The sequence below is a fragment of the Brevibacterium sp. UMB1308A genome (assembly GCF_030230605.1).
Taxonomy (GTDB): domain Bacteria; phylum Actinomycetota; class Actinomycetes; order Actinomycetales; family Brevibacteriaceae; genus Brevibacterium.
Map to the genome: position 1 here is coordinate 56,888 of NZ_JASPDO010000004.1, position 26,713 is coordinate 83,600.

General features: G+C 58.1%; 26 protein-coding genes and 4 tRNA genes. 5 read left to right on the forward strand and 25 right to left on the reverse strand.

All coding sequences use genetic code 11. The annotated features are described in order from the left end of the window. Positions 1-47: 47 nt before the first annotated feature. From QP868_RS03425 to QP868_RS03455, 7 genes are all read right to left on the reverse strand, one after another. Positions 48-605 carry an HIT family protein gene (locus QP868_RS03425; RefSeq protein ID WP_284925236.1) on the reverse strand — a complete coding sequence of 186 codons (558 nt, stop codon included), beginning with the start codon at positions 603-605 and terminating at the stop codon, positions 48-50. Positions 606-608: 3 nt separating this feature from the next. Next, the gene (gene thrS / locus QP868_RS03430; RefSeq protein ID WP_473964623.1) at positions 609-2,561 is read right to left on the reverse strand and encodes a threonine--tRNA ligase; all 1,953 of its coding nucleotides are present in this window, start codon (positions 2,559-2,561) and stop codon (positions 609-611) included. Between the two features lie 179 nt (positions 2,562-2,740). Next, positions 2,741-3,799: a DUF4190 domain-containing protein gene (locus QP868_RS03435; RefSeq protein ID WP_284925238.1), complete on the reverse strand. Its 1,059-nt coding sequence runs from the start codon at positions 3,797-3,799 to the stop codon at positions 2,741-2,743. A gap of 141 nt (positions 3,800-3,940) precedes the next feature. Then, positions 3,941-4,012 (reverse strand) — tRNA-Val (locus QP868_RS03440). A 47-nt stretch (positions 4,013-4,059) separates the two neighbouring features. Then, positions 4,060-4,131, reverse strand: a tRNA-Val gene (locus QP868_RS03445). Between the two features lie 6 nt (positions 4,132-4,137). Then, positions 4,138-4,208 (reverse strand) — tRNA-Cys (locus QP868_RS03450). A gap of 43 nt (positions 4,209-4,251) precedes the next feature. Then, positions 4,252-4,324, reverse strand: a tRNA-Gly gene (locus tag QP868_RS03455). Between the two features lie 140 nt (positions 4,325-4,464). Between QP868_RS03455 and QP868_RS03460 the strand changes: the two genes are divergently transcribed. Then, a complete protein-coding gene (locus tag QP868_RS03460; RefSeq protein WP_284925239.1) occupies positions 4,465-4,911 on the forward strand; it encodes a PGPGW domain-containing protein in 447 nt (148 codons plus the stop codon). On the opposite strand, the gene QP868_RS03465 is transcribed toward QP868_RS03460, so the two are convergent. From QP868_RS03465 to hrcA, 9 genes are read right to left on the reverse strand one after another with little or no spacing between them, the layout of a single operon-like run. After that, positions 4,864-5,823, reverse strand: a complete 960-nt coding sequence (locus tag QP868_RS03465) for a PPK2 family polyphosphate kinase (protein ID WP_284925240.1) — start codon at positions 5,821-5,823, stop codon at positions 4,864-4,866. The two genes, QP868_RS03460 and QP868_RS03465, sit on opposite strands and share 48 nt — an antisense overlap. Continuing rightward, positions 5,820-6,827: a cell division protein ZapE gene (gene zapE, locus QP868_RS03470; RefSeq protein WP_284925241.1), complete on the reverse strand. Its 1,008-nt coding sequence runs from the start codon at positions 6,825-6,827 to the stop codon at positions 5,820-5,822. Before zapE ends, QP868_RS03465 begins: the two co-directional genes overlap by 4 nt. Before the next feature lie 21 nt (positions 6,828-6,848). After that, positions 6,849-7,784, reverse strand: a complete 936-nt coding sequence (gene era, locus QP868_RS03475; RefSeq protein WP_284925242.1) for a GTPase Era — start codon at positions 7,782-7,784, stop codon at positions 6,849-6,851. After that, the gene (locus QP868_RS03480; RefSeq protein ID WP_284925243.1) at positions 7,768-9,045 is read right to left on the reverse strand and encodes a hemolysin family protein; all 1,278 of its coding nucleotides are present in this window, start codon (positions 9,043-9,045) and stop codon (positions 7,768-7,770) included. Before QP868_RS03480 ends, era begins: the two co-directional genes overlap by 17 nt. 3 nt (positions 9,046-9,048) lie before the next feature. Beyond that, the gene (ybeY, locus tag QP868_RS03485) at positions 9,049-9,528 is read right to left on the reverse strand and encodes an rRNA maturation RNase YbeY (protein WP_284925244.1); all 480 of its coding nucleotides are present in this window, start codon (positions 9,526-9,528) and stop codon (positions 9,049-9,051) included. After that, positions 9,525-10,463: a PhoH family protein gene (locus tag QP868_RS03490; protein ID WP_005885046.1), complete on the reverse strand. Its 939-nt coding sequence runs from the start codon at positions 10,461-10,463 to the stop codon at positions 9,525-9,527. Before QP868_RS03490 ends, ybeY begins: the two co-directional genes overlap by 4 nt. 58 nt (positions 10,464-10,521) lie before the next feature. Beyond that, complete coding sequence (locus tag QP868_RS03495; RefSeq protein ID WP_284925245.1) at positions 10,522-11,301, reverse strand: 16S rRNA (uracil(1498)-N(3))-methyltransferase; 780 nt, start codon at positions 11,299-11,301, stop codon at positions 10,522-10,524. After that, a complete protein-coding gene (gene dnaJ, locus QP868_RS03500; RefSeq protein ID WP_284925246.1) occupies positions 11,298-12,404 on the reverse strand; it encodes a molecular chaperone DnaJ in 1,107 nt (368 codons plus the stop codon). The genes QP868_RS03495 and dnaJ overlap by 4 nt, the downstream gene beginning before the upstream one ends. Before the next feature lie 31 nt (positions 12,405-12,435). Further along, positions 12,436-13,437, reverse strand: a complete 1,002-nt coding sequence (hrcA, locus tag QP868_RS03505; RefSeq protein WP_284925247.1) for a heat-inducible transcriptional repressor HrcA — start codon at positions 13,435-13,437, stop codon at positions 12,436-12,438. 91 nt (positions 13,438-13,528) lie between these two features. On the opposite strand from hrcA, the gene QP868_RS03510 reads away from it, so the two are divergent. Both QP868_RS03510 and QP868_RS03515 read left to right on the forward strand, forming a co-directional pair. Continuing rightward, complete coding sequence (locus tag QP868_RS03510) at positions 13,529-14,374, forward strand: DUF3097 domain-containing protein (RefSeq protein WP_284925248.1); 846 nt, start codon at positions 13,529-13,531, stop codon at positions 14,372-14,374. 107 nt (positions 14,375-14,481) lie between these two features. Next, entirely contained in the window at positions 14,482-15,168 is a 687-nt protein-coding gene (locus QP868_RS03515) for a DUF4870 domain-containing protein (protein WP_284925249.1), read from the forward strand. Between the two features lie 51 nt (positions 15,169-15,219). Here the strand turns inward: QP868_RS03515 and hemW are convergent, their stop codons facing one another. Beyond that, complete coding sequence (gene hemW / locus QP868_RS03520) at positions 15,220-16,428, reverse strand: radical SAM family heme chaperone HemW (RefSeq protein WP_284925250.1); 1,209 nt, start codon at positions 16,426-16,428, stop codon at positions 15,220-15,222. After that, complete coding sequence (gene lepA, locus QP868_RS03525; RefSeq protein ID WP_284925251.1) at positions 16,429-18,285, reverse strand: translation elongation factor 4; 1,857 nt, start codon at positions 18,283-18,285, stop codon at positions 16,429-16,431. 115 nt (positions 18,286-18,400) lie between these two features. On the opposite strand from lepA, the gene QP868_RS03530 reads away from it, so the two are divergent. Both QP868_RS03530 and rpsT read left to right on the forward strand, forming a co-directional pair. Continuing rightward, positions 18,401-19,072, forward strand: coding sequence for a type II toxin-antitoxin system PemK/MazF family toxin (locus tag QP868_RS03530; protein ID WP_284925252.1), 672 nt, complete (start codon positions 18,401-18,403; stop codon positions 19,070-19,072). A gap of 161 nt (positions 19,073-19,233) precedes the next feature. Beyond that, positions 19,234-19,494: a 30S ribosomal protein S20 gene (gene rpsT / locus QP868_RS03535; protein ID WP_102238159.1), complete on the forward strand. Its 261-nt coding sequence runs from the start codon at positions 19,234-19,236 to the stop codon at positions 19,492-19,494. Positions 19,495-19,580: 86 nt separating this feature from the next. Here rpsT and QP868_RS03540 read toward each other — a convergent pair whose 3' ends face one another. From QP868_RS03540 to QP868_RS03570, 7 genes are all read right to left on the reverse strand, one after another. Further along, the gene (locus QP868_RS03540) at positions 19,581-19,895 is read right to left on the reverse strand and encodes a transcriptional regulator (protein WP_284925253.1); all 315 of its coding nucleotides are present in this window, start codon (positions 19,893-19,895) and stop codon (positions 19,581-19,583) included. Then, positions 19,895-20,326 carry a hypothetical protein gene (locus QP868_RS03545; RefSeq protein ID WP_284925254.1) on the reverse strand — a complete coding sequence of 144 codons (432 nt, stop codon included), beginning with the start codon at positions 20,324-20,326 and terminating at the stop codon, positions 19,895-19,897. The genes QP868_RS03540 and QP868_RS03545 overlap by 1 nt, the downstream gene beginning before the upstream one ends. Positions 20,327-20,421: 95 nt before the next feature. After that, on the reverse strand, positions 20,422-21,399 hold the full coding sequence (gene holA / locus QP868_RS03550) for a DNA polymerase III subunit delta (protein WP_284925255.1): 978 nt from the start codon (positions 21,397-21,399) through the stop codon (positions 20,422-20,424). A 45-nt stretch (positions 21,400-21,444) separates the two neighbouring features. Next, a complete protein-coding gene (locus QP868_RS03555) occupies positions 21,445-23,643 on the reverse strand; it encodes a ComEC/Rec2 family competence protein (protein WP_284925256.1) in 2,199 nt (732 codons plus the stop codon). Beyond that, positions 23,643-24,380 carry a helix-hairpin-helix domain-containing protein gene (locus QP868_RS03560; RefSeq protein ID WP_284925257.1) on the reverse strand — a complete coding sequence of 246 codons (738 nt, stop codon included), beginning with the start codon at positions 24,378-24,380 and terminating at the stop codon, positions 23,643-23,645. Before QP868_RS03560 ends, QP868_RS03555 begins: the two co-directional genes overlap by 1 nt. A gap of 102 nt (positions 24,381-24,482) precedes the next feature. Beyond that, positions 24,483-25,379: a DegV family protein gene (locus tag QP868_RS03565; protein ID WP_284925258.1), complete on the reverse strand. Its 897-nt coding sequence runs from the start codon at positions 25,377-25,379 to the stop codon at positions 24,483-24,485. Further along, entirely contained in the window at positions 25,376-26,686 is a 1,311-nt protein-coding gene (locus tag QP868_RS03570) for a UDP-glucose dehydrogenase family protein (RefSeq protein ID WP_284925259.1), read from the reverse strand. Before QP868_RS03570 ends, QP868_RS03565 begins: the two co-directional genes overlap by 4 nt. Positions 26,687-26,713: the final 27 nt, after the last annotated feature.

Consider the following 26,713-nt stretch of genomic DNA (forward strand, 5'->3'; position numbering starts at 1 on the left):
TGGGACCTAACGGGGACTGCGGTTAAGGACAGTAGCTTTTGCGCACACTATGACGCATCTGGAGCAATCCAGGCTTCAGAGTACATTTCACGCACCTGCCCGTGAACGAGCGGTAACGCTTTGGTTTGCGCTATGACCGGGAAAAAGTTCGCATCCCCGCTCCATCTGGGAACCACGTGCTGATGCAGGTGCGCGGCAATTCCAGCGCCCGCAACCGCACCCTGATTCATCCCTAAGTTAAAACCGTCAGGCTTTGACACTCGCCGAATCATCCGCATCGCTTCTTGCGAAAACTGCGCGAACTCCAGGGTTTCTTCTTCAGTGAGATCCGTATAACTCGGAACGTGACGGTACGGGCAAATAAGCAAGTGACCCGGGTTGTACGGGTACAGGTTGAGAACCGCAAACACCGTTTTCCCACGAGCAACAATCAAACCGTCCTCGTCGGACTTCGTGGGTGCTACACAAAACGGACATTCGCTTTCGCTTCCGTCCTTTGGCTTGGTCTCGCCACCCACATACACCATACGGTGAGGCGTCCACAGTCGCTGCAGACCGTCCGGTTCACCGGGGAACCCGGCCGCGGCTTCCGGTTCTGGGATCATGGGTTACACCTGCGCTTTGGTTTTGATCGCGTCCACAATACGTTCAACGGCCTGGTCAACGGGAACCCCGTTTTCCTGCGAACCGTCGCGGAACCTAAACGACACGGCGTGAGCGTCGCGATCTTCACCGCCGGCGATCAACGTGTACGGCACCTTCGACTTCGACGCGTTGCGGATCTTCTTGGGGAAACGGTCCGTGGAGTCGTCGATCTCAACCCGAATGCCGTGTGCTTTGAGCTTCTGCGCGATCTCTTCCACATACGGAAGGAACTCGTCAGCAACCGGCACCAAAACGGCCTGCACAGGCGAGAGCCACACGGGGAACGCACCCGCATAGTGCTCCGTCAGAACACCCAGGAACCGTTCAATCGAACCGAACTTAGCCGAGTGAATCATCACCGGCCGCTTACGGCTGCCGTCAGCCGCCTGGTATTCGAGGTCGAAACGTTCCGGCTGGTTGAAGTCCAACTGAACCGTGGACATCTGCCACGTACGCCCAATCGCATCGCGTGCCTGGACAGAAATCTTAGGCCCGTAGAACGCTGCGCCGCCCGGGTCCGGAACCAATTCCAGACCCGTTGCACGCGCAACTTCTTCAAGCGTGCGCGTGGCTTCGTCCCACTGCTCATCAGAACCAATGAACTTGTTGGCCTTTTTCCCTTCAGCATCGCGCGTGGACAGTTCCAAGTAGAAGTCATCCAAACCAAAGTCGCGCAACAGACTGAGCATAAAGTCCAGAAGGTGCTTGATCTCGCTCGCAGCGTCCTCAACCGCAACATACGAGTGCGAGTCGTCCTGCGTAAGCGCACGCACGCGCGTCAGACCGTGGACCACACCGGAGGCTTCGTTCCGGTACACCGTCCCAAACTCAAAAAGTCGCAGGGGCAGATCCCGGTAGGAACGACCTCGGGAGCGGTAAATCAGGTTGTGCATGGGGCAGTTCATCGCTTTCAAGCGATACGGCTGGCCCTGCTTGATGATTTCGCCGTTTTCGTCGCGCTGTTCGTCAACCTGCATGGCTGGGAACATGTTTTCGCCGTAGTACGGCAAGTGTCCCGAGGTGTAGTACAGGGCCTCTTTAGAAATGTGTGGGGTGCCCACGTACTCAAAGCCCTCTTCGATGTGACGGGCACGTACGTAGTCTTCCATTTCACGTTTGATGACTCCACCCTTGGGGTGGAACACCGGCAGACCTGAGCCTAGTTCATCTGGGAAGCTGAACAGGTCGAGTTCGGCTCCTAGACGACGGTGGTCGCGGCGCTCAGCTTCAGCGATGCGTTCTTGGTACGCCTTGAGGTCGTCTTTGCTTGCCCATGCAGTTCCATACACGCGCTGCAGGCTGGCGTTGTCCTGATCGCCTCGCCAGTATGCGGCCGAAGCGCGGGTAACGGCGAAACCATTGCCAATCAGTTTGGTGCTGGGAAGGTGAGGACCGCGACACAAGTCCTGCCACACGACTTCACCCTTGCGGTTACGGTTTTCATACACCGTCAGCTCTGATCCGCCCACTTCGACGCTGGCGCCTTCAGCACCCTTGCCCTTGTCCTGGATGAGCTCGAGTTTGAAGGGCTCATTAGCTTCACGGCGGACCGCTTCGTCTTCGTCGACAACGACGCGGTGGAAGGTCTGTCCTTCTTTCACAATCCGCTGAGCTTTTTTCTCGATCGCTTTGAGATCTTCAGGCGTAAAAGGTTCTTCCACCTGGAAGTCGTAGTAGAAACCGTCCGTGATGTAAGGCCCGATTCCCAGTTTGGACCCCGGGTACAGTTCCTGCACCGCCTGGGCTACCACGTGAGCGCACGAGTGCCGCAGAATGTCGAGTCCGTCCGGTTCAGAGATCAGGATTGGTTCAACCGTGTCGCCTGCGTGCAGTTCACGGTCCAGATCGGCTGGGGCCCCGTTGAGCCGAATAGCGATGACGTCTTTACGATCAGCGAAGAACTCTGTGGCTGTCATGCCTTCCTCGAAATCGATATTTTTACCGTCGAGGGTCACGATGTCTGCCACGTTTGTCTCCTGTCGATGTGTTTGCGTTGTGCTTGCAGCAATTGCGTTCCGAGCACAGAACCGATTCTATCCCCTTTGATGATACGCACACGGCCCAGGTGAAGACCTGGGCCGTGTGAGAAAGAAGATCAGCTGTTTTTGAAGTCGAACTTCTTGCCGTTGAGGCTCACCGTGACCTTCACATTCTTCGCATCGGCGCCTGATGCAACGAATCCCGTTTGATAAACCGCTTCTTCACCAGGTGCAAGCGAGCTTGGCCAGTCGAGGGCGCCCTTCTTCTGGGTCTCCACGTCTGTTACTCGCTCCAGCTGCTTACCGTTGAGCTCTGCCGAAATGAGCGGGTGCGGAAGCGAGTATTCACTGTCCGAGTTGTTCGTAATAACAACCTCGATGAACATGTATTCCTTGTTCCGAACTTCCGTTGGGTAAGCGTACTTCCCAGCCGTCGTTTGCTTCGAACGCACACCGAGGTTAACTCCGTTTTCGATTTCTGGGCTCTTACCCGATGAGTTGCCACCGCTGCCGCCACCGTTGTTTCCACCGCCGTTGCCACCGGGCTCTTGGCCACCGTTGCCACCAGGTTCCTGACCGCCGTTGTCGCCACCTGGTTCCTGACCGCCGTTGTCGCCACCTGGTTCCTGGCCGCCCTGAGTCTGTGGTGAAGTGGGCTCGGTCGTACCTGAACCACCGCTAAACAACGCTCCGGTTGCAATCAGAACGATGACAATGATGCCACCGATCAGACCACCGATCGAGGTGATGATACCGGCAATCAAACCAGTAAGTGCCTGACCCTTGTTATCAGCTTCACCGTTCTTGACGTTCTTCAACCCGATCATGCCCATGATGGCGCCGGGGAGACCGGTCAAAAGACCAAACAGAATTCCAGCCAGACCCAGGATCATCGCCCACAGGCCCACGCCGTTCTTTTCGCTGCTACTTCCGGAACCAGCTGGGCCACCGGGGTACGAAGGTCCTCCCGGGCTACTTGGGGCGCCGGGTGCGCCGGGGGCACTTGGAGCTGATTGTCCAGCCGAGGAACTACCGTAGCTTCCGCTGCCATAGCTACCTCCTCCATATTGAGGTGCTTGGGGTGAGCTGGCTGAGGGGGGCTGTGAACCAGGAGCTGACGGTGGGGTGTTGTTACCTCCACCTGGGTAGCTAGAGCCACCGTAAGGGTTAGACATCTGATCTCCTTCGTTGAAAATACATTCCTAGCCTAATGACTTCGCTCAAACATTGGTGGCCGCAGATGTTGCTAACCTGTTGCGATTCTGTTGCAAAACAGCCTGTGAACGAAAAACCCCGGCCTCAGCCGGGGTGATAAGTGCGCGATACTGGGATCGAACCAGTGACCTCTTCCGTGTCAGGGAAGCGCGCTACCGCTGCGCCAATCGCGCATGTAAACATGCGTATTTAGTTATTGTGCACTTGTGTTGAACACGCGTGCGCGATACTGGGATCGAACCAGTGACCTCTTCCGTGTGAAGGAAGCGCGCTACCGCTGCGCCAATCGCGCCGGTCGAGGTGGCGACGGGATTCGAACCCGTGTATACGGCTTTGCAGGCCGCTGCCTCGCCTCTCGGCCACGCCACCGCGGAGGCGATCGCCGAGTCCAGATCACACTGACCGGCGCCAGAGCGGATGACGGGACTCGAACCCGCGACCCTCACCTTGGCAAGGTGATGCTCTACCAACTGAGCCACATCCGCGTGTCAGGTTTCCCTGGCAACGAATAGAAACTCTATACGGTCTTTCCCCAGATGCCAAATCGATTTGCTGTGACGCGTGTCACCTATGGATGTTCAGTGCCGTTAAACCCGCGTCCAGACAGGGGAAGTAGGCTTGTTTCATGCCCAAAAATCGCGAGGAAAAACCCGAGTCACCGTATGAGGCTCGACCTCGTACTCACCGTCCTCGTTGGATTCGAGCAAGCCATTTAAGTTATTTGCGTTGGCGACAGTCCATTGCCGCCCACCCCACCACGGATGCGTTCTACAAGTGGACCGTGGGCATCGTTGGCGGGATCGTCATTGTTGTAGGACTCGTGCTAGTGCCTCTGCCAGGGCCAGGCTGGCTGATCGTCCTGTTCGGCGTAGCAATCATTGCGTCGGAATTTCACTGGGCCCACCGTTTACTCATGTGGGCGCGCAAAAAACTGCACGCATGGACGGTCTTTATCAAACGCTCTCACTGGTCGGTGGGCGCCGCAATTGGCTTAGTCACGTTCCTCTGCGTGGCTTTCGCAATGCTATGTGTCCTGTGGTTCAGCGGGTTCGATATAACGCGCTTCTTCTAAGCGCGCACGCTCTTCTTCCACATCGAACGCTGGCGGAGGCCATGCCACATTCATACCCAGCAAGTGGTGAATCACGATGCGAGTTACTGCCCAGCGCGCATACCATTTGCGATCTGCAGGAACCACGTACCACGGCGTGTCGTTCGTGTCAGTTTCGTCCATGACATCGGAGAACGCTTGAGAGTAGTCGTACCAGCGCAAACGGTCATCCACGTCTCCAGGAGAGTACTTCCACAGTTTGTCTTCGCGGCTTAAGCGTTTAGCGAGACGTTGGTACTGTTCTTCCTGGGATACCGTCAGCATGATCTTGACAACAGCTGTTCCCGATTGGACCAAGCCCTGCTCAAACTGACGGATCTCTTCATAGCGACCCTGCCACACTGATTCGGACGCCAAGTTGTGCATGCGCACTGCCAGAATGTCTTCGTAGTGGGAGCGGTCGAAAACTCCGATTTGGCCGTGCTCCGGGAGCTTCTTCTTGATCCTCCACAGGAAGTGATGCTGCTTTTCTTCTTCCGTTGGAACACCAAATGATGCGATTGACACGCCGTGCGGACTCAAGACTCCTGCAACGTGGTTCACGATTCCACCCTTGCCGGCCGTGTCCCGCCCCTGGATGACTACCAGGAGGCTTCGCTCGACTCCGGTTTTCGCATTCGCGTACAGCCGCTCTTGCAGATCGCTCAAAACCTCACTGTCGGCACCTCGGGCTGTTTTTCCTTGGTCCTTGTTGCCACTGAACCCGGGTTTAGCCGTGGGGTCGATAGCATCGAACGAAGCGCCGCGCTTCCACCGCAACATCTGAACCAGTTCCGCAGGTGACGCTTGATCGACTTCATCAGCGAGCTTGGGCGAAAGAGCCGGTTCGACGCTGTGAGCCGGTTCCACGATCGGATCGTTGTTGAGTTTCATCGTTCCTCACCTGTAGCCAGAGCGGTCAAACGCGACAAGCAACGCATGTACTTCTTGCGGTATCCCCCACCCAGCATGTCTTCGGTAAAAATTTTGTCGAGGCGCACACCCGAATTGTGAATCGCCACACCGCGGTCATACATGCGGTCGACAAGAGCAACAAAGCGGAGTGCCACCGATTCATTCTCGATCGTGTGTACGTCCAGCCATGCGACAGCATCGATATCGTCTAGGAGCAGGCGGTAGCGCGATGGGTGCACGCGTGGAAGGTGTTCCATGAGTTGATCAAACTCATCACACGCGATCGTGCCAGAGAAGCCCTGAGCTACGGCTTGTAGTTCGTCGTTCGACACAGGCTCGGGAGGATTCGGGATTCCGCGGTGACGGTAGTCGTCTCCGTCAATACTGAGAACCTCAAATTGATCGGCCAGCGCTTGAATTTCGCGCAAAAAGTCTTGCGCGGCGAAACGTCCCTGTCCCAACGCTCCCGGCAAGGTGTTGGAGGTGGCCACAATTTTCACACCCGCGTCGGTGAGCTCTCGCATGAGGCGACTCATCATGACTGTGTCGCCCGGGTCATCAAGCTCGAATTCGTCGACGCACACGAGCTTGCACTGCGACAGATCAGCAGCTGCTTGTTTGAAACCTAGAGCACCAATGAGGTTGGTGTATTCCACGAACGTTCCAAACGCGGCCGGCTTTTCTGACCGGTGCCACGCGGAAGCCAACAGGTGGGTCTTACCCACACCGTAACCACCGTCCAAGTACAGCCCCTTCGCTGAGCTGTCGGACTTCCCTAGCATCTTCTTAAAAATGCTCTTCTTGGTGCTCTTGTCCGTAAACGCCTGGAGCGCATCACGTGCTTTTGCCTGTGACGGTTGTGTGGGGTCCGGTTTATAGGACTCAAACGACACGTCTTCAAAATGTGGCGGTGGAACCAGCTGAGCAATTAGTTCGTGGGGGCTGATGCTGGGAGAACGATCTACGAGGTGTACTGAAGTCACAATCGCTAAGTCTAACCGGGGCTACGAGAAGTCAAAGCCCAAACGGCCAAGCGCTTTGGGGTCGCGTTGCCAGTCTTTAGCCACCTTGACATGGAGGCTCAAAAAAACGGGCGTACCCAACAATGCTTCGATCCCCTGCCTGGCCTGAGACCCGATCTGTTTCAAACGAGCCCCCTTCCGCCCAATAATGATGGCCTTCTGACTGTCGCGTTCAACATACAGGTTCACGTGTACATCGACCAGAGGCTTGTCTTCCGGGCGGTCTTCGCGCGGAATCATCTCCTCGACTTGAACGGCCAAAGAGTGGGGCAATTCTTCGCGGATTCCCTCTAACGCAGCCTCACGCACGAGCTCAGCAATCAGCACGGACTCAGGTTCGTCCGTAATGTCTCCGTCCGGGTACAGCGGCGGACTTTCCGGCAAGTACTTAGCCAAAACCTGATCGACCGTATCCACTTGGAATCCGTCCACCGCGGAAACTGGGACGACCTCGGCGAAGTCCCCCAACTCATTGACAGCGGTGAGTGCCTCAACCACGTGCCCTTTGGGAACGGTGTCCGTTTTCGTCACGATCGCAACCACGGGAGTCTTGCGCGCGATCATCTCCAGCTGCTCTGCGATGTACCGGTCCCCCGGCCCAATCTTTTCATTGGCAGGCAGACAAAACCCGATCACATCGACTTCAGCCAGCGTCGAAGCCACCAGGTCATTAAGTCGGGACCCCAAAAGCGTCCGAGGTCGGTGTAGGCCCGGCGTGTCAACGACGATCAGCTGGTGGTTGTCCCTGTGAACAACTCCACGGATCGTGTGGCGAGTAGTCTGGGGCTTGTTTGAGGTAATCGCAACCTTGGTGCCTACAAGCGCATTTGTCAGCGTGGACTTTCCCGTGTTGGGTCGGCCCACAAAACATGCGAACCCGGCCCGAAAGTCACTAGGCACTTCACGAAACAGACTCATCTGGTTCCTCGATTCTCTTCACAATCACATGGTGGACGCGGTGACGTCGCCCCTGCCCGGGTTCAGCCTCAATGCTCAAGCCCGCGCATTCAGCCCGCGAGCCTTCGATAGGCACTTTTCCAATCAGCGTAGTCAAAAGCCCACCCACGGAACTGACGTCGTCTTCATCAATCCGGACATCGAAAAACTCCGCGAGGTCGTCGATGAGCATGCGCGTGTCTACTCGGTACACGCCAGGCTCGATCTCAACGATTTCATCGTCTTCCGAGTCATACTCGTCAGCAATCTCTCCCACGATCTCTTCCACAATGTCTTCGATCGTGATGATCCCGGCAGTGCCCCCGTACTCGTCAACGACAACAGCCACGTGAGTGGCTTCATGTTGCATTTCGCGCAACAAATCCGCAACCGGTTTCGTTTCGGGAACATACGGAACCTTCCGCGCTAAGGTAGCTGCTTGCGTATCAGCTGCGTCAGGATCCATGTACAACTTACGTGAGACGTCCTTGAGGTAGAGCACTCCGGTCATCTCATCGATATCGCCGTTGACCACCGGTATACGACTAAACCCGGAACGGAAAAACAGGCTGAGAGACTGGCCCAAAGTGTCGTTCGCGTCAATCGTCACGACATCGGTGCGGGGCACCATCACCTTGTACGTTCGCGTATCGCTCAAGTTGAAAATGCGGCCGATCATGTCGCGTTCGTCATCGTCGATGATGTTGCCAGCACTCGCCCGTTCAACCAAGTCACGGAGCTGCTCTTGAGTCACAAAAGGCCCGTCGCGGTACACCCGGTCCGGGGTGAGCATGTTGCCCAACCACACCAGGACACGCGCAAGTGGTCCAAGCATCGTGCGCAGACCGGCAACTGGGCCCGCGAGAGCCAAAGTGACGGGGAGCGAACGACGACGCCCAATCGTACGCGGGGACACTCCCGCGATCACGAAAATGGCCACGCTTCCCATCAGAGCTGCAAGCACCATACTCTTCCAGTTAGCGCCCAGAACTTCGACAAAGCCCCACACGATGAACACCACAGCGTTCGCTTCAAAAAGCTGGCGGACGAACGTGATCACATTGATGTGGGTGGGTAGATCACGCACAACCTTCAACGCACGTTCGCCACCACGCCTACCGTCCTCAGCGGCATCGTGAACTTCGTGGTGAGACACCACGCTGAACGCCGAATCAGCGGCAGCGAGAACGGATGCGAGCAGAACGCACACCACTGCAACCGCAAAATAGATAAAAACGTCCACGGTTTACTCTTCTGTTGGTTCGGGAACGTGCGTACGGCCGGGTTCGATCTGAGCGAACCACATGAGCAACAGTTTTCTTTGCAGCGCAAACATTTCGGCTTTCTGGTCTGGCTCGCCGTGGTCGTAGCCCAGTAAATGCAAAATCCCGTGGACTGTGAGCAAGTAAATTTCGTCGCTCATGGAGTGTCCGGCAGCAACGGATTGCTCTGCAGCCACCGATGGGCTGATCACAATGTCACCCAGCACACCCGGTTCGTCGTGCCCCGGTTTGAGTTCGTCCATAGGAAACGACATCACATCGGTTGTTCCCGGTAGCCCCATCCAGGCTTCGTGCAGTTCGCTCATCACCTCGTCGCTGATAAAGCGAATAGAAAGCTCAACGGCCGGGTGAACGTTCAGAGTGTCAAGGGCAAACCGCGCGCATTCCTGCACTCGCTCCAACTCAACTGGGAGTTCGGTTTCATTGCCCAGTTCGATACTCATGCCCCACCACCCGGCTGTGAGTCGTATGCGTCAACGATTTTGCTTACCAACGGGTGCCTGACCACGTCTTTACTGGTGAGGTTGAAGAAGCAGATGTCGTCGACATCTTTGAGGATGTTCGCCACAATCCTCAGGCCACTGGGGGTCGAGCCGGGCAAGTCAATTTGGCTGATGTCTCCCGTTACCACCATGCGCGATTGGAAGCCCAGGCGGGTGAGAAACATTTTCATCTGTTCGGGCGTGGTGTTTTGAGCTTCGTCCAAAATAATGAACGCGTCGTTCAGCGTGCGACCACGCATGTACGCAAGCGGCGCGACCTCAATAATGCCGGACTCTAAAAGCCCTTTGATGCGTTCAGGTTCGACCATGTCGTGCAACGCGTCATACAGCGGGCGCACATACGGGTCAATCTTTTCATCCAGGGTTCCCGGCAAGAACCCCAGCTTCTCCCCCGCCTCCACGGCCGGGCGCGTCAGAATGATGCGCTTGACGTCACCTCGGCTCAGGGCATTCACCGCCATGGCCATGGCCAAATACGTCTTTCCGGTACCCGCCGGCCCAATCCCAAACGTGATGGTGTGCTTGCGGATCGCGTTGACATATTCGTGTTGCCCAAAAGTCTTGGGACGTACCGTGCGACCCCGATGCGACACCACGTTGTCGGTGAGGACTTGGGCGGGTTCAGCGTGCTCCATTCCGTGAACTTGCTCAACAGTCCCCGAGGTCACCTGCTGCCCCGCAGCCACCAAGCGCTTGAGCTGCCCCACGGTTTTAACAACCGCATCGACATTTGCCTGTGGCCCGCGAATCCTTAAGCCCCTGTCGCGAGCCAAAATGTCGACTGAGGGTTCTAAACGTTCGAGCGTTTTGAGATTGGAATCTGCCGGGCCAAGAAGTGCAACAGGGTCAATCGAATCGGGAATCGTCAGTTGCACAGTGGGTGCGGTTTCCAGAATGTGTCCTTTCCTTGAGCTATCACCAGTCTAGCCCGGGTTACTTCCATCGCCCCAACAGCGTCTGCACAATCGCCAAGGCCACAGGACCTGCAGTTGAGGCCCGCAAAATCGTGGGACCTAAAACGGCCGTCCGGGCACCAGCTGACACCAGCGCGTCGATTTCTGCAGGCGTGATCCCACCTTCCGGTCCCACGATCACCACAATCTGTGCGATGTCTCCGTGGGTAGTGTTCCCCTGGGTAGTGTTCCCCTGCCCGAGGTCGTTCACCGCTTCCGTAAGTCCGGTGGATTCCGTTTCGTCCAGGACGATCACACGTGAAGTGGGGGTCACCAGTTGGGTAACAGCAGTTCCGCGGATCAGCTCACCCAGTTCGGGCACCCGGGCGCGCCGGGCCTGCAACGTGGCAGCGGTGAGAACATTGCTCCATTTAGCGGCCATTTTGTGAGCTTTTTTGGCCGGCCAGTCGGCGATGCTGCGTTGCGCAGCCCACGGAATCACAGCGTCCACGCCCACTTCTGTGGCAGCTTCGATCGCTTGGATGTCCCGGTCGTTCTTGGCAAGGGCTTGCACAAGAACCAGCCGAGGTCGTTGCTGGGGTTCTTTTGTCACCTCGGTGACGCTTAACGTCACTGACTCCGAGGTGCCTTCCTGGATCGTTCCCCGCAGGCGCACCCCGGTGCCGTCGATGAGTTCGAGTTCTTCTCCGGCACCCATGCGGCGCACGCGCACTGCGTGGCCGGCGACCTCGGGACCCACCGTGATAGACCCCGCGGCGCCTGCCAAGGGGGTCTGGGTGAGGAAAACCGGAAGCGTCACAGGTTGAACCGGTCCCGCAGACGGCTAAATGGTCCACGGTGGTGGTTGCCCAGTTTGACGTCTGGAGTGGTTTCGCCACGTATTTGGGCAAGCTGTTCCAGCAGCTCACGCTGTTTTGCGTCGAGTTTGGACGGCACTTCGACGTTGACGGTGACCAACAGGTCACCGCGGGAAGAGCGACGCAAGCGGCCAACTCCCAGCCCGGTCAGAGTTTCCGTAGTGCCCACTTGGGTTCCCGGTGCGATCTCAAGTTCGCGTTCACCGTCAAAAGTTTCCAAGCTGATGGTGGTTCCCAGGGCTGCAGCGGTCATTGGGATCGTGACTGTTGCACGCAGGTCGTCGCCATCGCGAGTGAACACCGGGTGTTCGCGGATGGCCACTTCGAGGTGCAAATCACCTGCAGGTCCACCACCGGGCCCAACTTCGCCACGGCCGGACAGCAGAATCCGGGTTCCGTCTTTGACACCTGCTGGGATTTTGACTGACAAGGTTTCTTCTGCGCGCACGCGACCGTCACCGTTACACGACTGGCACGGGTCAGCAATGATGGTGCCGTAACCACCGCAGTTGTTGCACGGCTGGTTGGTGACCATCTGTCCCATGAGTGTGCGGGTCATGCGTTGCACGGAACCGGCTCCCTTACACAGCGAACAGGTCTGGGGCGAGGTCCCAGGGCGCGTTCCGTCACCGTGGCACGTATCGCACAGTTTGGCGGTGACAATCGAGATGTCTTCCGTTCCACCAAAAACCGCGGTCTTGAGGTCGATCGACACGCCCACCAGCGCATCGCGGCCGGGGCGCTTACGTGACGCGGGCCCAGGATGTGCACCTCCGCCACCGCCGAAGAACGCGTCAAATATGTCCGAGAAGCCACCGAACCCTGACGCACCTGGCTGGCCGTATTCGCCACCACCGGCGTCGTAGTTGCGTCGCTTCTGTGGATCAGACAGGACGTCATAGGCAACCGAGACCGCTTTAAATTCATCGTCGTGGCCAGGGTTGACATCCGGGTGGTACTTACGTGCGAGCTTGCGGTAGGCCTTTTTAATCTCCTCAGCACTCGCGTCGCGGGAAACACCCAGGGTTTCGTAGTGATCGCTCACGTGTGTCCTCATCTAGTTGTGGGTTGAAAATCTACTTGTCCAAAATGACCGTAATGTAACGCGAAACCGCGCGCACGGCCGCAATCGTTGTGGGGTAGTCCATGCGGGTGGGTCCCAGCACGGCTAGGGAGGCGCGGGAGTCCTCGGATCCGTAGTTACTGGCAATGACCGAGGTCGTTGCCAAGGACTCAGGGTTTTCGTGCCCAATGCTCACGCTGACGCCATCAGCGCTCATGTGGGCGAGCAGCTTGAGCAGAACCACCTGCTCTTCGAACGCTTCCAGAAGCGGGGCAACATGCTCATAAATCCCGCCCGAGGAGCGTGCAAGGTTGGCTGTTCCTGCCATCACCAACCGCTCTTGCCTGCGACCCGAGGCCAACTCGGCAACGACCTCGGCGACGGCTGCCGCGGGAGCGGCCAGCGCAACGGGAACGTCCAGAACACTCAGCGCCGGGGCGACATCGTCTAACGCCCGCCCGTCCAGCACGCTGTTAAATAGCGTGCGCAGAGTACCGAGCTCAAAGTCGTCAATGGTCGTTCGCATTTCCACAATGCGCTGATCCACCTGACCGGAGTCGGTAATGAACACCACGAGCAGACGGTTGCCACCTAAGTCCACGAGTTCGAGGTGGCGAAACTTCTCGCGGGAACGCACCGGATACTGGATCACGGCCACTTGCGAAGTGAGATCCGCAAGTAGCCGCACTGTACGTTCCAGCATGTCTTCAATATCGACAGGGTGAGACAGAATCCGAGTAATCGCTCTGCGTTCCGCAGCCGACAGCGGCTTAATTTCGTCGATCGTATCCACGAACTTGCGGTAGCCCTTGTCGGTAGGAATCCGACCGGCAGACGTGTGTGGTTGAGCGATGAGACCTTGTGCTTCCAACGCGGCCATGTCGTTGCGAATCGTGGCCGGCGAAACACCCAAACTGTGGCGCTCGACCAACGCTTTTGAGCCCACTGGTTCCTTGGTCTCAACGTAGTCTTCGACGATTGCGCGCAAGACACGACTTCGCCGATCGTCGTTCACGGATCCCCCTCCACTGGCACTCTAGGTCGTCGAGTGCCAATTCTACGCCGGGGTGACAGCGGAACCAAACGCCCTCTAGGGTAATGGGGTGATGAACTACGGATCAGACGTGTTATCCGGCGGGCCACGTTCCCACCGACGCCCCACTTCCCGGAAGGTACCGGCCAAACGCGGCCTGGTCGTTGAGGAAGTGAGCACCGGGTTCGTGGGCGCAATTCTGGGAGTCGAAAAGGCCCCTGGCGGGTTTGCGGTACGGCTCGAAGACCGCAACGGTCACGTGCAAAGCTTCCCGCTGGGCCCAGGGTTCTGGATCGACGGTAAACCAGTCGAACTCACCCGCCCCACAGCCACCACGCCCACGCGACCCCAGCGGACCGCCTCGGGCTCTGTGGCCGTTCCCGGCGCCCGCGCCCGCGTGGCACGCGGCTCCCGTATCTGGGTGGAGGGAAAGCACGACGCGCAACTCGTCGAAAAAATCTGGGGTGACGACCTGCGCATCGAAGGCGTCGTCGTCGAAGAACTGGGCGGACTGGATGATCTAGAAGAGAAGCTGGCACAGTTCCAACCGGACACTTCTCATCGCGTGGGCGTTTTGGCCGACCACATCGTGTCCGGTTCAAAAGAAACCCGCATCGCCCAACGCGTGCAGGAACGCTTCGGGCCGGTTGTTCACGTGATCGGGCACTCGTTCATCGACATATGGCAAGCCGTCAAACCACAGTGCGTGGGCATCCCCGAATGGCCAACCGTGCCACGTGGTGAAGACTGGAAAACTGGCGTGTGCCGCAGGTTGGGGTGGCCATACGAACAGCCCGGTGACACCGGACGCGCGTGGGCACACATTCTGTCCCGAGTGAACACGATCGCCGACCTCGACCACTCGCTGTCTGGGCGAGTCGAAGAACTTATCGACTTTGTCACCGTGGACCCCAGCTAGTCGACATTTATGACACCAAATGGAGGGATTCCCCCCAGGTCGCCTTCACATTTACGCAGGTAACGTAGATACTGAAAAAGAGACTGTTCTCATCCTCAAGGAGAAAAATGACCAACCCCCACGGATCTGACGGCCCACCTAGCTTTGGCTCCAACCCCACCGGAGGCTTCGGTTCAGGACCTGCCTCCAACAACTCCAACGCCGAGGTGCCGAAGGCTCCTGAAGCCCCCCAGGCATCCGAAGCTCCGAAGGCTCCAGAAGCACCTAAGTCTGCAGACGCACCGGAAGCGCCACAACCATCACAGGGCAGCGCATACGGGACTGCAAACCCGAATGAGCCACAGTATGGGAACACCGGCCAGGGGCAGTCATACGGCAGCACCGGCCAGGGCCAGCCATACCCTCAGACTCAGCCTGCGGACAGCGAGCTTCCGGACAGCGCGTACGGGCCAGGATCCGAATCGTACTGGAACTCCAGCAACGACGACCGCACCATGGGTCTCCTGGTACACATTCTGGGTATCCTCACCAACGTTGTTGGGCCCGCAATCCTGTACGTGATCAAAAAGGACGAATCGCCGTTCGTGCGTCACCACGCAGCTCAGTCCCTCAACTTCCAAATCACGATTTTGCTCGCGCACTTCGTTGCTGGAATCTTGACGTTCGTGGGCATTGGAGCGTTTCTCACGCCACTGATTTTCATCGGGTCACTGGTGTTTGAGATTTTGGCACTGCTGAAAGCCAAGGACGGCCAGGGCTACAAGATTCCTGTCGCCATTCCAATTTTTAAGTAAGAAATCGTGACCGAGTGAGAGCCTGTGCATACATGTGTATGCGCAGGCTTTTCACGCATCTAAGGTGTCAACCAGTTCACGGACCATGTAGTCGACCATGAGACGGCCCGAAAGCGTGGGTGTAAAACAGGTGCGGTCTTCGTGCAAATACCCCATGCGCACAAATCGCTCAATGAGACTCTGGGCGGCTGATGGCAGAGAGTCGAGGGCGAGACCTTCACGAACCCGAGCTAAGAGCAGAATCCGTTCGACTTCCCGGGTGGGTGCGTCGAGTTCTTCCCTGCCAACTGCCGGGGATTGCCCGTTCGCTAACCGGTCAGCCCACGCGCGTGGGTGCTTCGCGTTCCAAAAACGCACTCCACCAATATGCGAATGAGCACCCGCCCCAAAGCCCCACCAGTCATCGCCGGTCCAATAACTCATATTGTGTTCACACCGCGTGTCTACAGACCGCGACCAGTTGGAGACTTCGTACCAGTTCAGTCCGGCTGATGTAAACGCAGAGTCGGCCCATTCGTACTTATCGGCGAGGTCGTCCTCATCGGGCATAGGCAGCTCGCCCCGCCTGACCTGTGCACCCATTTTGGTTCCCGGCTCCACGATCAGGGAGTACGCCGAAATATGGTCCGGCTCGCACGCAAGCGCAACCTCAACGCTACGCTTCCAATCATCTAACGACTCCCCCGGCGTTCCATAAATGAGATCTAGGCTCACCTGCAGGCCGGCGTCCTTGACCCATTTAACGACCTCGGGAATGCGGGCCGGGTCATGCGTCCGGTCCAAAGTCTGCAGCACATGATCAACCGCTGACTGCATTCCCACCGATACCCGGGTGAACCCAGAACGAGCCAACTCACTCACGTACTCCGGACTCAACGTATCCGGGTTCGCCTCGGTCGTCACCTCGGCACCGGTTACAATCCCGAACACCGATTTCAGCTGCGACAGCACGCCACCCAAAACAGAGGCAGGCAGCAACGTGGGCGTACCTCCGCCGAAAAACACAGTGTTCAACGCGCGCGACTCACCTAAAACCCGGGCCGCCAGGTCGATCTCGGAAGCGATCTGGTCCGGATAATCTTCGCGGTTAGCCCCTTTTCCCAACTCCGAGGCGGTGTACGTGTTGAAATCGCAGTAACCGCACCGCACTCGGCAATACGGGACGTGAACGTACGCCGCCAGAGTTCGAGAAGAGTCGAGCGCAGAAGCAGGTAACGAACCCTCAAGCGGCGGAACGTCACCCTCAGGCTGAGCAGGCACTTAGTTCTTCTTTTCCGACTTGGAATCGTCAGAGCTCAGCGCGGCAATGAACGCTTCCTGTGGCACCTCGACCGAGCCCACCATCTTCATGCGCTTCTTACCCTCTTTTTGCTTCTCCAGAAGCTTGCGCTTACGGCTGATGTCACCGCCGTAACACTTGGACAACACGTCCTTACGAATCGCACGGATCGTTTCACGCGCAATAATGCGCGAACCAACAGCGGCCTGGATGGGCACCTCGAACTGCTGACGTGGAATCAAATCCTTGAGCTTGGACGCCATGAGCACGCCATAGTTGTACGCCTTGTCCTTGTGGACAATGGCAGAGAACGCGTCCACTTTGTCGCCGTGGAGGAGAATATCCACCTTGACAAGCGCGGCCGCCTGATCACCGTCGTTATCGTAGTCGAGAGACGCGTATCCCTTCGTGCGGGATTTGAGCGAGTCAAAGAAGTCAAACACGATTTCCGCCAGTGGCATGCGGTAACGAATTTCCACACGGTCCTCAGACAGATAGTCCATTCCCTGCATCTGCCCACGCTTGTTCTGGCACAGCTCCATGACCGCGCCCACAAACTCCGACGGAGTCAGAACAGTGGCACGCACCATGGGTTCGCGAACCTCTTTGATCTTCCCTTCCGGATACTCACTAGGGTTGGTCACGGTGTGTTCCGAACCGTCTTCCATGGTCACGCTGTACACCACCGAAGGTGCAGTCGAAATGAGGTCGAGGTCGAACTCACGCTCCAAACGCTCGCGGACGATCTCTAAGTGCAACAGCCCCAAGAAACCACAACGGAAACCAAAGCCCAGGGCAGCCGATGTTTCAGGCTCATATGTGAGCGCGGCATCATTGAGTTTGAGTTTGTCGAGAGCTTCGCGCAGGTTGGGATAGTCCGAACCGTCAATGGGGAACAGACCGGAAAACACCATGGGCTTAGGGTCACGGTAACCAGCTAGTGGTTCTTGGGCAGGGTTGCGTGCCGATGTCACGGTGTCACCCACCTTGGACTGGCGCACATCCTTCACGCCCGTGATGATGTATCCCACTTCGCCCACACCGAGCCCCTCTGAAGCTACTGGTTCGGGGCTCGACACACCAATTTCGAGGACTTCGTGCGTCGCGTGCGTCGAGATCATTTCGACTTTTTCGCGCGGCTCGAGCTTTCCGTCCACAACACGCACATACGTCACCACTCCGCGGTACGTGTCGTACACCGAGTCGAAAATCATGGCGCGGGCAGGAGCATTCTTCTCGCCAACAGGCGCGGGAATGTCTCGGACGATCCGGTCAAGAACCGCTTCAACACCTTCGCCGGTCTTACCGGAGACGCGCAGGCAGTCTTCTGGTTCACAGCCGATTAAGTTCGCAAGTTCTTGCGCATACTTGTCTGGGTTAGCAGCCGGCAAGTCAATCTTGTTGAGCACCGGGATAATGGTGAGGTCGTTTTCAATTGCCAAATACAAGTTGGCAAGGGTTTGTGCTTCGATACCTTGCGCCGAGTCCACCAACAGAAGCGCACCTTCACACGCCGCCAAAGAACGCGAAACTTCGTACGTAAAGTCCACGTGACCGGGGGTGTCAATCATGTTGAGCGCATACGGAGTCCCGTCAAACTCCCACTGCATACGCACGGCCTGGCTCTTAATCGTGATGCCGCGTTCCCGCTCAATGTCCATCCGGTCTAAGTACTGGGCGCGCATATCACGCGGCTGCACAGCACCCGTGAGCTGAAGCATCCGGTCAGCAAGTGTTGATTTGCCGTGGTCGATGTGGGCGATGATGCAAAAGTTGCGCAACTGCTCCGGCGCGGTCGAGGCAACCTTAATTGATCGTGAATCGCTCACCTTGGGCATGCAAAACGTCCTTTTCTTTACAGCGAAAACATCCACCTGACGAAAGTGGACCAATTCCTCATTGTCTCATGCCCACCAACTGCGAAGAAACCGGTGGCCTAGTACGCTTAAAGACATGGACTTCAAGTCATTCGCTCGACGACACGTGCAGTCAAGCATTCGGTCAGGCATCAGGTTTGCAGCTCGGCAACTGAGCGACCCCAAGAATGCCGATCTCCTCACCGACCTCCTGGGCCAAAAGTCCGATCCCCCCAAACAGGACCAGTCGCCGGCTAAAGAGCGCAAGCCGGAACCCACCTCGGGCCGAAAAAGCGGCGACTACACCGCGAGCCGCAAGGCACAGCGCGACCGCCCCAAGCAACGCTTTCCAAAGAAGCCCGACGGCGGATACCCCGGCGACTACACGGGCCCCATCAAGCCTCTCTACTCCCCCGACCTCGACGGTGATGCGGACCCAGGTGAAATCGTGTGGGGGTGGGTGCCCTTTGAAGAAGACCCCACGCAAGGCAAAGACCGCCCAGTGCTCATTATTGGGCGGGACAACAAATGGCTTCTGGGACTTATGCTCACCAGCAAAGACAATGTTCCCGGTGGAGTTGGTGAAGTACGTGAATCCGAACACGGAAGTCGCTACATCAACGTGGGCACTGGCGATTGGGACAAGCAGAAGCGACCATCTGAAATTCGGCTCGACCGCGTCATTCGCATCGACGCCCGCGATGTCAGGCGCGAAGGCGCCATTATGCCCATGAGCATGTTTTCGCGCGTCGTTGATGCCGTGCAGTAAATGGTGTAAAGTTTTACGCTGTGTGTTCACCAGGGCGTGTGTCTCGCCCAGGTCGGGTGTTCGCACGCTTGATCCGTTAGTGAACTCTGTGTTTCCCCGCAGTTTTCAATCCGGTTCAAGAGCCCTCACGACCATGAACGTTTCGACAGAAGAGTGTTGAATTGGCAAACATTAAGTCTCAGATCAAGCGCAACCGCACCAACGAAAAGGCTCGTTTGCGCAACGTAGCAGTGCGTTCGGAAGTGAAGTCCGCGATCCGCAAGGTCCGCGAACAGATCGAAGCCGGCAACGCTGAAGAAGCACAGGCCGCTTTCGCTGCTGCTACTCGCAAGCTGGACAAGGCAGTTTCCAAGGGTGTCCTGCACAAGCGGAACGCTGCTAACCGCAAGTCGAAGCTGGCTCAGAAGGTCAACGCTCTCTAAGAGCTACCTTCTCAGTACAGACACAAATGTGGCCCGGTTTTCACCGGGCCACATTTGTGTTTGGATAGCATCCGTCTACCCTTGCCTTACTCTTCTTCGGCAAATGACATTCGCGCAATCTCTTTGAGCCCCTGCATGTGAGCTTCAAACACCTCGCGACCCTTTTTACTCAGCGACAGAGTGGTCTTTGTTTTCTTGCCGACGAACCCCTTCTTCACGTCCACCAACCCCTCTTTCTCAAGCACGGCGATATGTTTTGACAGGGTGGAGTCGGTGACGGACAGCTGTTGCTTGATCGTTTGGAAGTCCGACTTCACGCAACCGTCTAGGCCTGCGACCAAAGCTAGGCGGGTGGGGTTGGACAGCAGAGGCGATAACTGTTCAAGTGCGTGCGTCGTCATTACTTACCCCGATTCATCAGCATCAGCATTCCCACTGTTGTTGCAACCAGCGAAACTGCAGCTCCGGCATACAAGACGACCGGAGGTGCGCCCGCACCCCAACCGATGACTCCCGCCATGAACCCCAGCAGCTGGCCACCTAAAACCGAGAAGAAAATGGGCGAGTCTGTCTTGGACCACGAGCGGGCGAGTGTGTACACCGTGAACCCTGGGACCATGAGAGCCATCGCGAAGACGAAACCAACGACAGGGAATTCTTCACTCACGGCCACCAAAAGTGGAATCGTGGTTGCTGTTGATCCAGTAGAAATGAGCAGTCCCGCTAATGGCAGGTTATTGGCGGAGTCGAATGATTTGCGCGCGCCGTCCGCAACGTTGAGGGCTTCACGCGCTTGTTCTGGGCTAACGTTTTCCGGGTTTACATGTGCCATGGGGATTCTCCTTGTGCAAACCAGCCATCAGGCTGTTGTGGAATGTAGTTTCACAATATCTACTACTTTCCACATTGGCAAGTGCTTTCCGGAAATTATTTTTGGTTTGCGTATTCCGCTACACCCAGGATGAGTCGTTCGACTGCGTATTCGGGATCGCGTCCCCCACCTTTGACCGCGTGATCGGCCCAGGCGGTGAGCATGATCGCATCCCCCAATGCTTCTGGGCTCCAGTACCGGAGTTCCCGCCTGGCCTTGTCGATCTGCCACGGAGCCATCTTGAGTTCTCCGGCCAGTTGACCTGCACTTCCACGCATCCCGCCAACCTTTGCTAACTGGCGCAGTTTCATAGCAATCGTGGCCACCAAAGGCACTGGATCAGTTCCAGTTTCCAGAGCGTGCCGCAACAGGCTCAACGCCTCTGCGCGTTTCCCCGCAATCGCCGCATCGGCGACCTTGAAGCCAGACGCTTCGATTCGCCCCGCGTAGTACTTTTCCACGGTGGCTCGGTCAATCGTGCCTTGCGTGTCAGAGAGCAGCTGTTCGATTCCGGCCGCCAGCTCACTCACATCCGCAGACAGTGCCGACATGAGTGAGGCGAAGGCATCGGGTTCAATTGAACGGCCGGCGCGTTTAAATTCCCCGGTAGCAAAATCGCTTTTTTGAGCATCGGTTTTCAGTGGTGTCGCGTCATACGTGGGCGCACCTTGCGCGGCGAGCGCTTTCAAGAGCTTCGCGCCACGGTTACCACCCCCGTGAAGAAAGACCACCACGGCGTCGGGGTTGGCATCGCCTACATATGACAGAGCGTCGGCAAGGAAGTCGTCACTCATCGACTCAAGTGAGTCCACAACTACGTACTTCTGAGCTGAGAACAAGCTGGCCATGCACGCTTGCAGGAGTGATCCGGGCTCGTAGTGCGACGCGTCCAAGCGCACCCGCTCAACATCCGGATCCACTTTGGCGCTGATACGTTCCAGCGTTTTTCGCACTAAAACAGCTTCTGACCCCGACACCACGGCAAGGGGTGTGGGTTTCGCTTTAAGCCAGCTCACCAGGTTCTTTTTCGCCACGCTCCTACCCTACCGAGTCACGGGGAGTCACACCGCCCGTACGCGTCACAGCCGTGCCTGACATTCACTCCCGGTAAAGTTCCCTTCTTCGTCAAGGACGAGTGTTCCGCACTGATCCGTACGCAATACGGGAATGGGCCCAAAAGCCCTGAGTGCGTGCCCGGTGGGGTGTCCGTATGTGTTGGGCCCTACGGATACCGCCCCCACACGTGGCTTCACTGCGCGGAAGAACTTTTCGTCTAGGTCGCGTGACCCGTGGTGGGGTGCCAGCAGGATGTCGGCAGGTTCGATGTCGCGGGCAAGCACGCGCTGTTCGTCCTTGCCCACGTCCCCGGGAATTAGTAAGGAGACCGTGCCCGAGGTGGTTGCGACTTCCGCTCGAATGACCAGTGAGGTGGCGTTGGAGCCGGGCTTGCGCGTGGCCCCGGGCCACAGGACTGACCACGTCGTCTGCCCGTGTTGGAACACCTGACCTTGTTCTACTGTGGTGGGGATTCCAGGTAAGCGCAAGGCTCTCAACTCTGCCCCTCCTGCGTCGGCAGGTGACACATACACGGTTCCCAGGGTGCGACCTCGGGACACTCCTTCTATGGCTCCCACATGATCTTTATCCAGGTGGGACAGCGCCAGGTCTACGTGGGTGACGTTCAGGCTACGGAGGCAGGCGTCTATCTTGTCGTCATAGGCACCCGTGTCAATAACGAGTGCCGAGGACGGCCCTGTTTTAATCACGGTTGCGCTCCCCTGCCCCACATCACATACGGCGGCAACCCAGTCCGTGTAGCGAGGGGTCGCAATCAGTGGGACGCAGCTTCCCAGCAGCAATGCCAGGGCGGCCAGCGCGACGCACACACGCGAGCGCAGTATCACCGCCACAGCGCTCAACAGACTCACACACGTGGCTAGAACGATTCCGGTGGGGCCGGTGGGCCATGCGCTGTGTGCTCCCGGGAGGGTGACGGCGAACTGCGCGACTGCCGGTATCCACCACGAACACACTGCGCCGAACCACGCGATCGCCCCGCTCACAAACGGAATCATTTGCGTGCACAGAACGAGCATGCCAGCGAGTGTCGCTGGCGCGATTACAGGGGCGCACACTGCGTTGGCCAGCACGGCCCACGCGCTCGGCGGGTTCCCCAAAGCGACTGTTACGGGGAACACTCCGATTTGAGCGGTAAGCGGAATTGCGAGCGCTTGTGCGAGGAATCTGGGCAACCCTAGGCGCGTTCCGAGGCGCGTTACGGGGTCGCCCATCACCATGAGTGCCGTGGTGGCTGCGACTGAGAGGATGAAGCCTGCGGATACTGCGAGTTCTGGTCGCATCACCAGCAGGACGACAACGGTGCTTGCGATGATGGAGATGCCGGCGCGTCCGGTCCCGCGAACCAGCACGATTGCGCCTAAAAGCCCCATGCCGGCGGCCCGGATGACGGACGGGTCGGGCCCCACGACGAACACGTAGCCGGCTGTCACTGCAACCGCCGCGCCTACCGTGATGAGGCGTCGGTTGGTGGCAAGGCGCATCAGGCTGAGCACGGTGAGTGCCACTAAAGAGATGTTGGAGCCAGAGACCGCCGTGATGTGGGTGAGCGACATGGCTTTCATGTTGGTCTCCGAGGTGGCATCCAGTCCCGAGGTGTCCCCCACAACGAGGCCGGGAAGCAGCCTGGCGCCTGCGTGGCTGTGTCCCGAGGTGGCGCGCAAATGGGCGCGGAGGGAAGCCCGGACGCGCCAGGCCGCGTTGGGGGTTCCAGTGACGTGCCAAGTGTCGATAAAGGCTTTGGTTTGAGGTCCGTCGCGCGTGCCGTGGGTGTCTAGGTAGATGCGCGTACCCGCTGCAGGCAGTTCTTTCCTGCTGAATGCGCTGAGCACTCCGGTTCGCCCGGCAACCTGGGCGACGTGTATGCCGGCTTCGAGTTGTGTGGGGTCGGTGATGACAGTGAATTCTCCACGGATGTTTCCGGGTGGGTTGCGAGCGTGCACACTGGCCACCACGATGCCGCTTGCCCCGCACGCGAAAAGCAAAACGAATATCAGCGCGCGCAGGGTCGTTCGGAATGGGGCACTGGAACGCTCGCCGCGTTGCGCGTACACGGTACACCCAATTGCCGCGACACTCGCGCCCATTGCGCACAGACCGGCTACCCACAAAGGAGGCGCAAAAACCGCGCACGTCCACGCGGCAGTGGCTGCCACCACGAGCCGGACTGTGGCCGGGAACTTCAGAATGACGCGCCTCATCACACCGTGACAAGCGGGGTGAGGCGTTCAAGGATCGCAGGCCCGATTCCTGGCACGTCCTCGAGCTGTTCAATACTTTCGAATCTGCCGTTCTCTTCCCGGTGTTTGATGATCGCTTCCGAGGTTGCAGGCCCCACTCCTGGCAACTCCTGCAGTTCCTTTTCGGAAGCGGTATTGACGTTGATTTTGCCAGCGCCTGACGCACCGCTTGAAGCCCCGTCAGATGAGCCAGACGCACCGCTCGACACCTCGGGCTCCCCCACCTTGGGAACTTTGATCTGTTCACCGTCGTTAAGTGGCTGTGCCAGGTTGAGCGCAGACGGGTCAGCGTTGTGCGTCATTCCTCCTGCGGCCTGGACCGCATCCGTGACACGGGAACCTGCCGGCAGAGTCATGACTCCCGGGTTCTTCACCTCGCCAGCAACGTGAACAGTCACCTCGCTGGCAGGTGAGTTCGCAGGTGGCCCCACCTCTGATCCCACCTCTGATGCAACCGGTGGCCCAGGCTCAGTGGCCCCAGCAGCTTCTCCCCCAGAGTCGGGTGACTGTTTAAGGGCGGTAAAAATGATGAGCCCAACAACCGCAAGAACGACGACCACGGCAACCGCCACAATGATCACGCGCGCGGGCACGGGCCGGTTCCCCGGCACCAAGTCATCAAGGTCGTCTTCGGGTTTCCACCCCTGATGCGACGCGCCTACTAGGCCGGCAAAACGATCATCTGGTGAAGCTGACATGGCCTCACCCTATGAACGCCACTCACTTGACGCATCGCGCACAAACGCCTCTGTGGAAACCAGTTCATCATCCACACAGCGCGTGCCTTCTACACGGCCGAATTATCCACCGGGGCGTGACTGTACAAAAACCCCCACAGTGCCCGGCCCAACATGCCCGGTCACCACTGTTGACGCCACCCGTGTTTCCAGGCGGGCCTGTACTTTCGCACCCAGACTGTCGACCACCTCGGCGACGGCATCAACCAGGTCCCGGGCGGCCACATTGGCACTGTCGATGTCTTGCTCTGAGTGGACCACCACGATATCCACAGGCCCATGGCCACTTAAAAGCTCACACGAGTCCTTCACAAAGTCTGCCAGTTTCGCCACGGCCTTGCTGCGCGTCCGCACCTTGGTACGCGCCACCACACGCCCATCGGACAGGCCCAAAACAGGAACGATCGACAGCGTCTTCCCAAGCAACGCTGACGCTGCCCCAATCCGCCCTCCGGCACGCAACCAGTCCAAAGACTCGGGGATAAACGCCACCCGGGTGTTCCCCTGGCACCACTGCTCAACCTCCTTGGCAGCGGCCCCAAGTACCACGCCCGAGGTGTGTGCCGCCACCCGCACAGCCCCCAACAAACCTGCCGACAGCGTGAGGGAATCAACCACCTCGGCGGGGATAGGGCTCGACGCGGCCGCAGCACGGGCGGACTCCGCTGTTCCCGACAGCGCCCCAGACAGGGTGAGAATCAGAACATCGTCAACCCCGGCCGATGTAAGCTCTTCGAGTGCTTGCGTGAAAGCGTGAGGCTCAGGCATTGACGTGGAAACGCGTTGCCCGTTTCTGAGCCCGTCACACACTTCTTGGGGAGTCCAGTCTGAGTCGGGCCGGTCTTCTTCCCCCACACGAACCGTCAAGTCCACCGTTCGCACAACGCAGTGAGCCGAAAGCTCCTCAATGTCCTGTTGTGTTAAGCGAGCAGTGGAATCGACAATAATCCCGCGCGTCACGGGCGACCCAAAGCGCGGTACGACCAGCCAGCTTCACGCCACTGCAATGGGTCTAGAACATTGCGCCCGTCGACAATGGCCCGGCTCTTCACCAGTTTCCCCACCTCAACAGGGTCAAGGTCACGGTATTCGCGCCATTCGGTCAGTAGGAGCACCACGTCGGCATCGTGCAGGGCTTCTTCTGCCGTTTCCGCATACGTGAGCTGCCCAAACATCTTCCGCGCGTTCTCAATCGCCTGTGGGTCGGTCACAACGACTGAACCGCCCTGTAGCGAAATCAGACCTGCTACAGCCAAAGCCGGCGAATCGCGCACATCGTCGCTGTACGGCTTGAACGCTGCTCCGAGAACGGCAATTTTCTTCCCGATGAAGGAACCGTGGACCTGCTCACGTGCCAAGTCGACCATGCGGACGCGACGGCGCATGTTGATCGAGTCGATCTCCCGCAAGAACGCAACGGCTTGGTCAGCACCCAGTTCGCCGGCACGAGCCATAAAGGCTCGAATGTCTTTAGGCAGGCACCCGCCTCCAAAGCCCAGACCCGCGTTGAGGAACTTACGACCGATCCGGTCGTCCATCCCAATGGCATCGGCAAGGACCGTAACATCAGCGCCGGCGGCTTCACACAGTTCCGCCATGGCGTTGATAAAAGAAATCTTGGTCGCAAGGAACGAGTTGGCTGCGGTTTTCACCAGCTCAGCAGTTGCGTAGTCCATGATGAGGCGTGGCGTGTCAGTTTCGAGGTTGTGCGCGTACACCTCGTCAAGAGCAGCGGTAGCCTTCTCACCAGCTTCGCCCTCCGGCACCCCGTAAATAATGCGGTTAGGGGTCAAAGTGTCATCAACTGCGTGCCCTTCGCGCAAGAATTCGGGATTCCATGCCAAAACCGCACCGTGTTCGGTCACAGTAGGTTCCATACGTGCGGCTGTTCCCACGGGAACGGTTGACTTCCCCACCACCACATCACCGGGCTTGAGAATAGTGGCCACCGATTCAAACGCCGCCTCGACATATGTCATGTCAGCTGCGAATTCGCCTTGACGTTGCGGGGTTCCCACGCACACGAAGTGGACCGTTGCGTCCTTGGCTTGTTCAATGTCGGTCGTGAACGTGAGGTTTCCTGACTCCTGTCCCTTTTTGAGAAGCTCAGGCAGGCCCGGTTCAAAGAATGGCGCGTCAAAATTCGACAGTGCACGCACCTTGTTTTCGTCTACATCAACACCGATCACCGTGTGTCCAACCGACGCCATGGCTGCCGCGTGAACAGCACCCAAGTACCCGCACCCGACTACCGATATTGTGCTCATTAAAGTTTTTCCGTTCCGTAGGCTAGA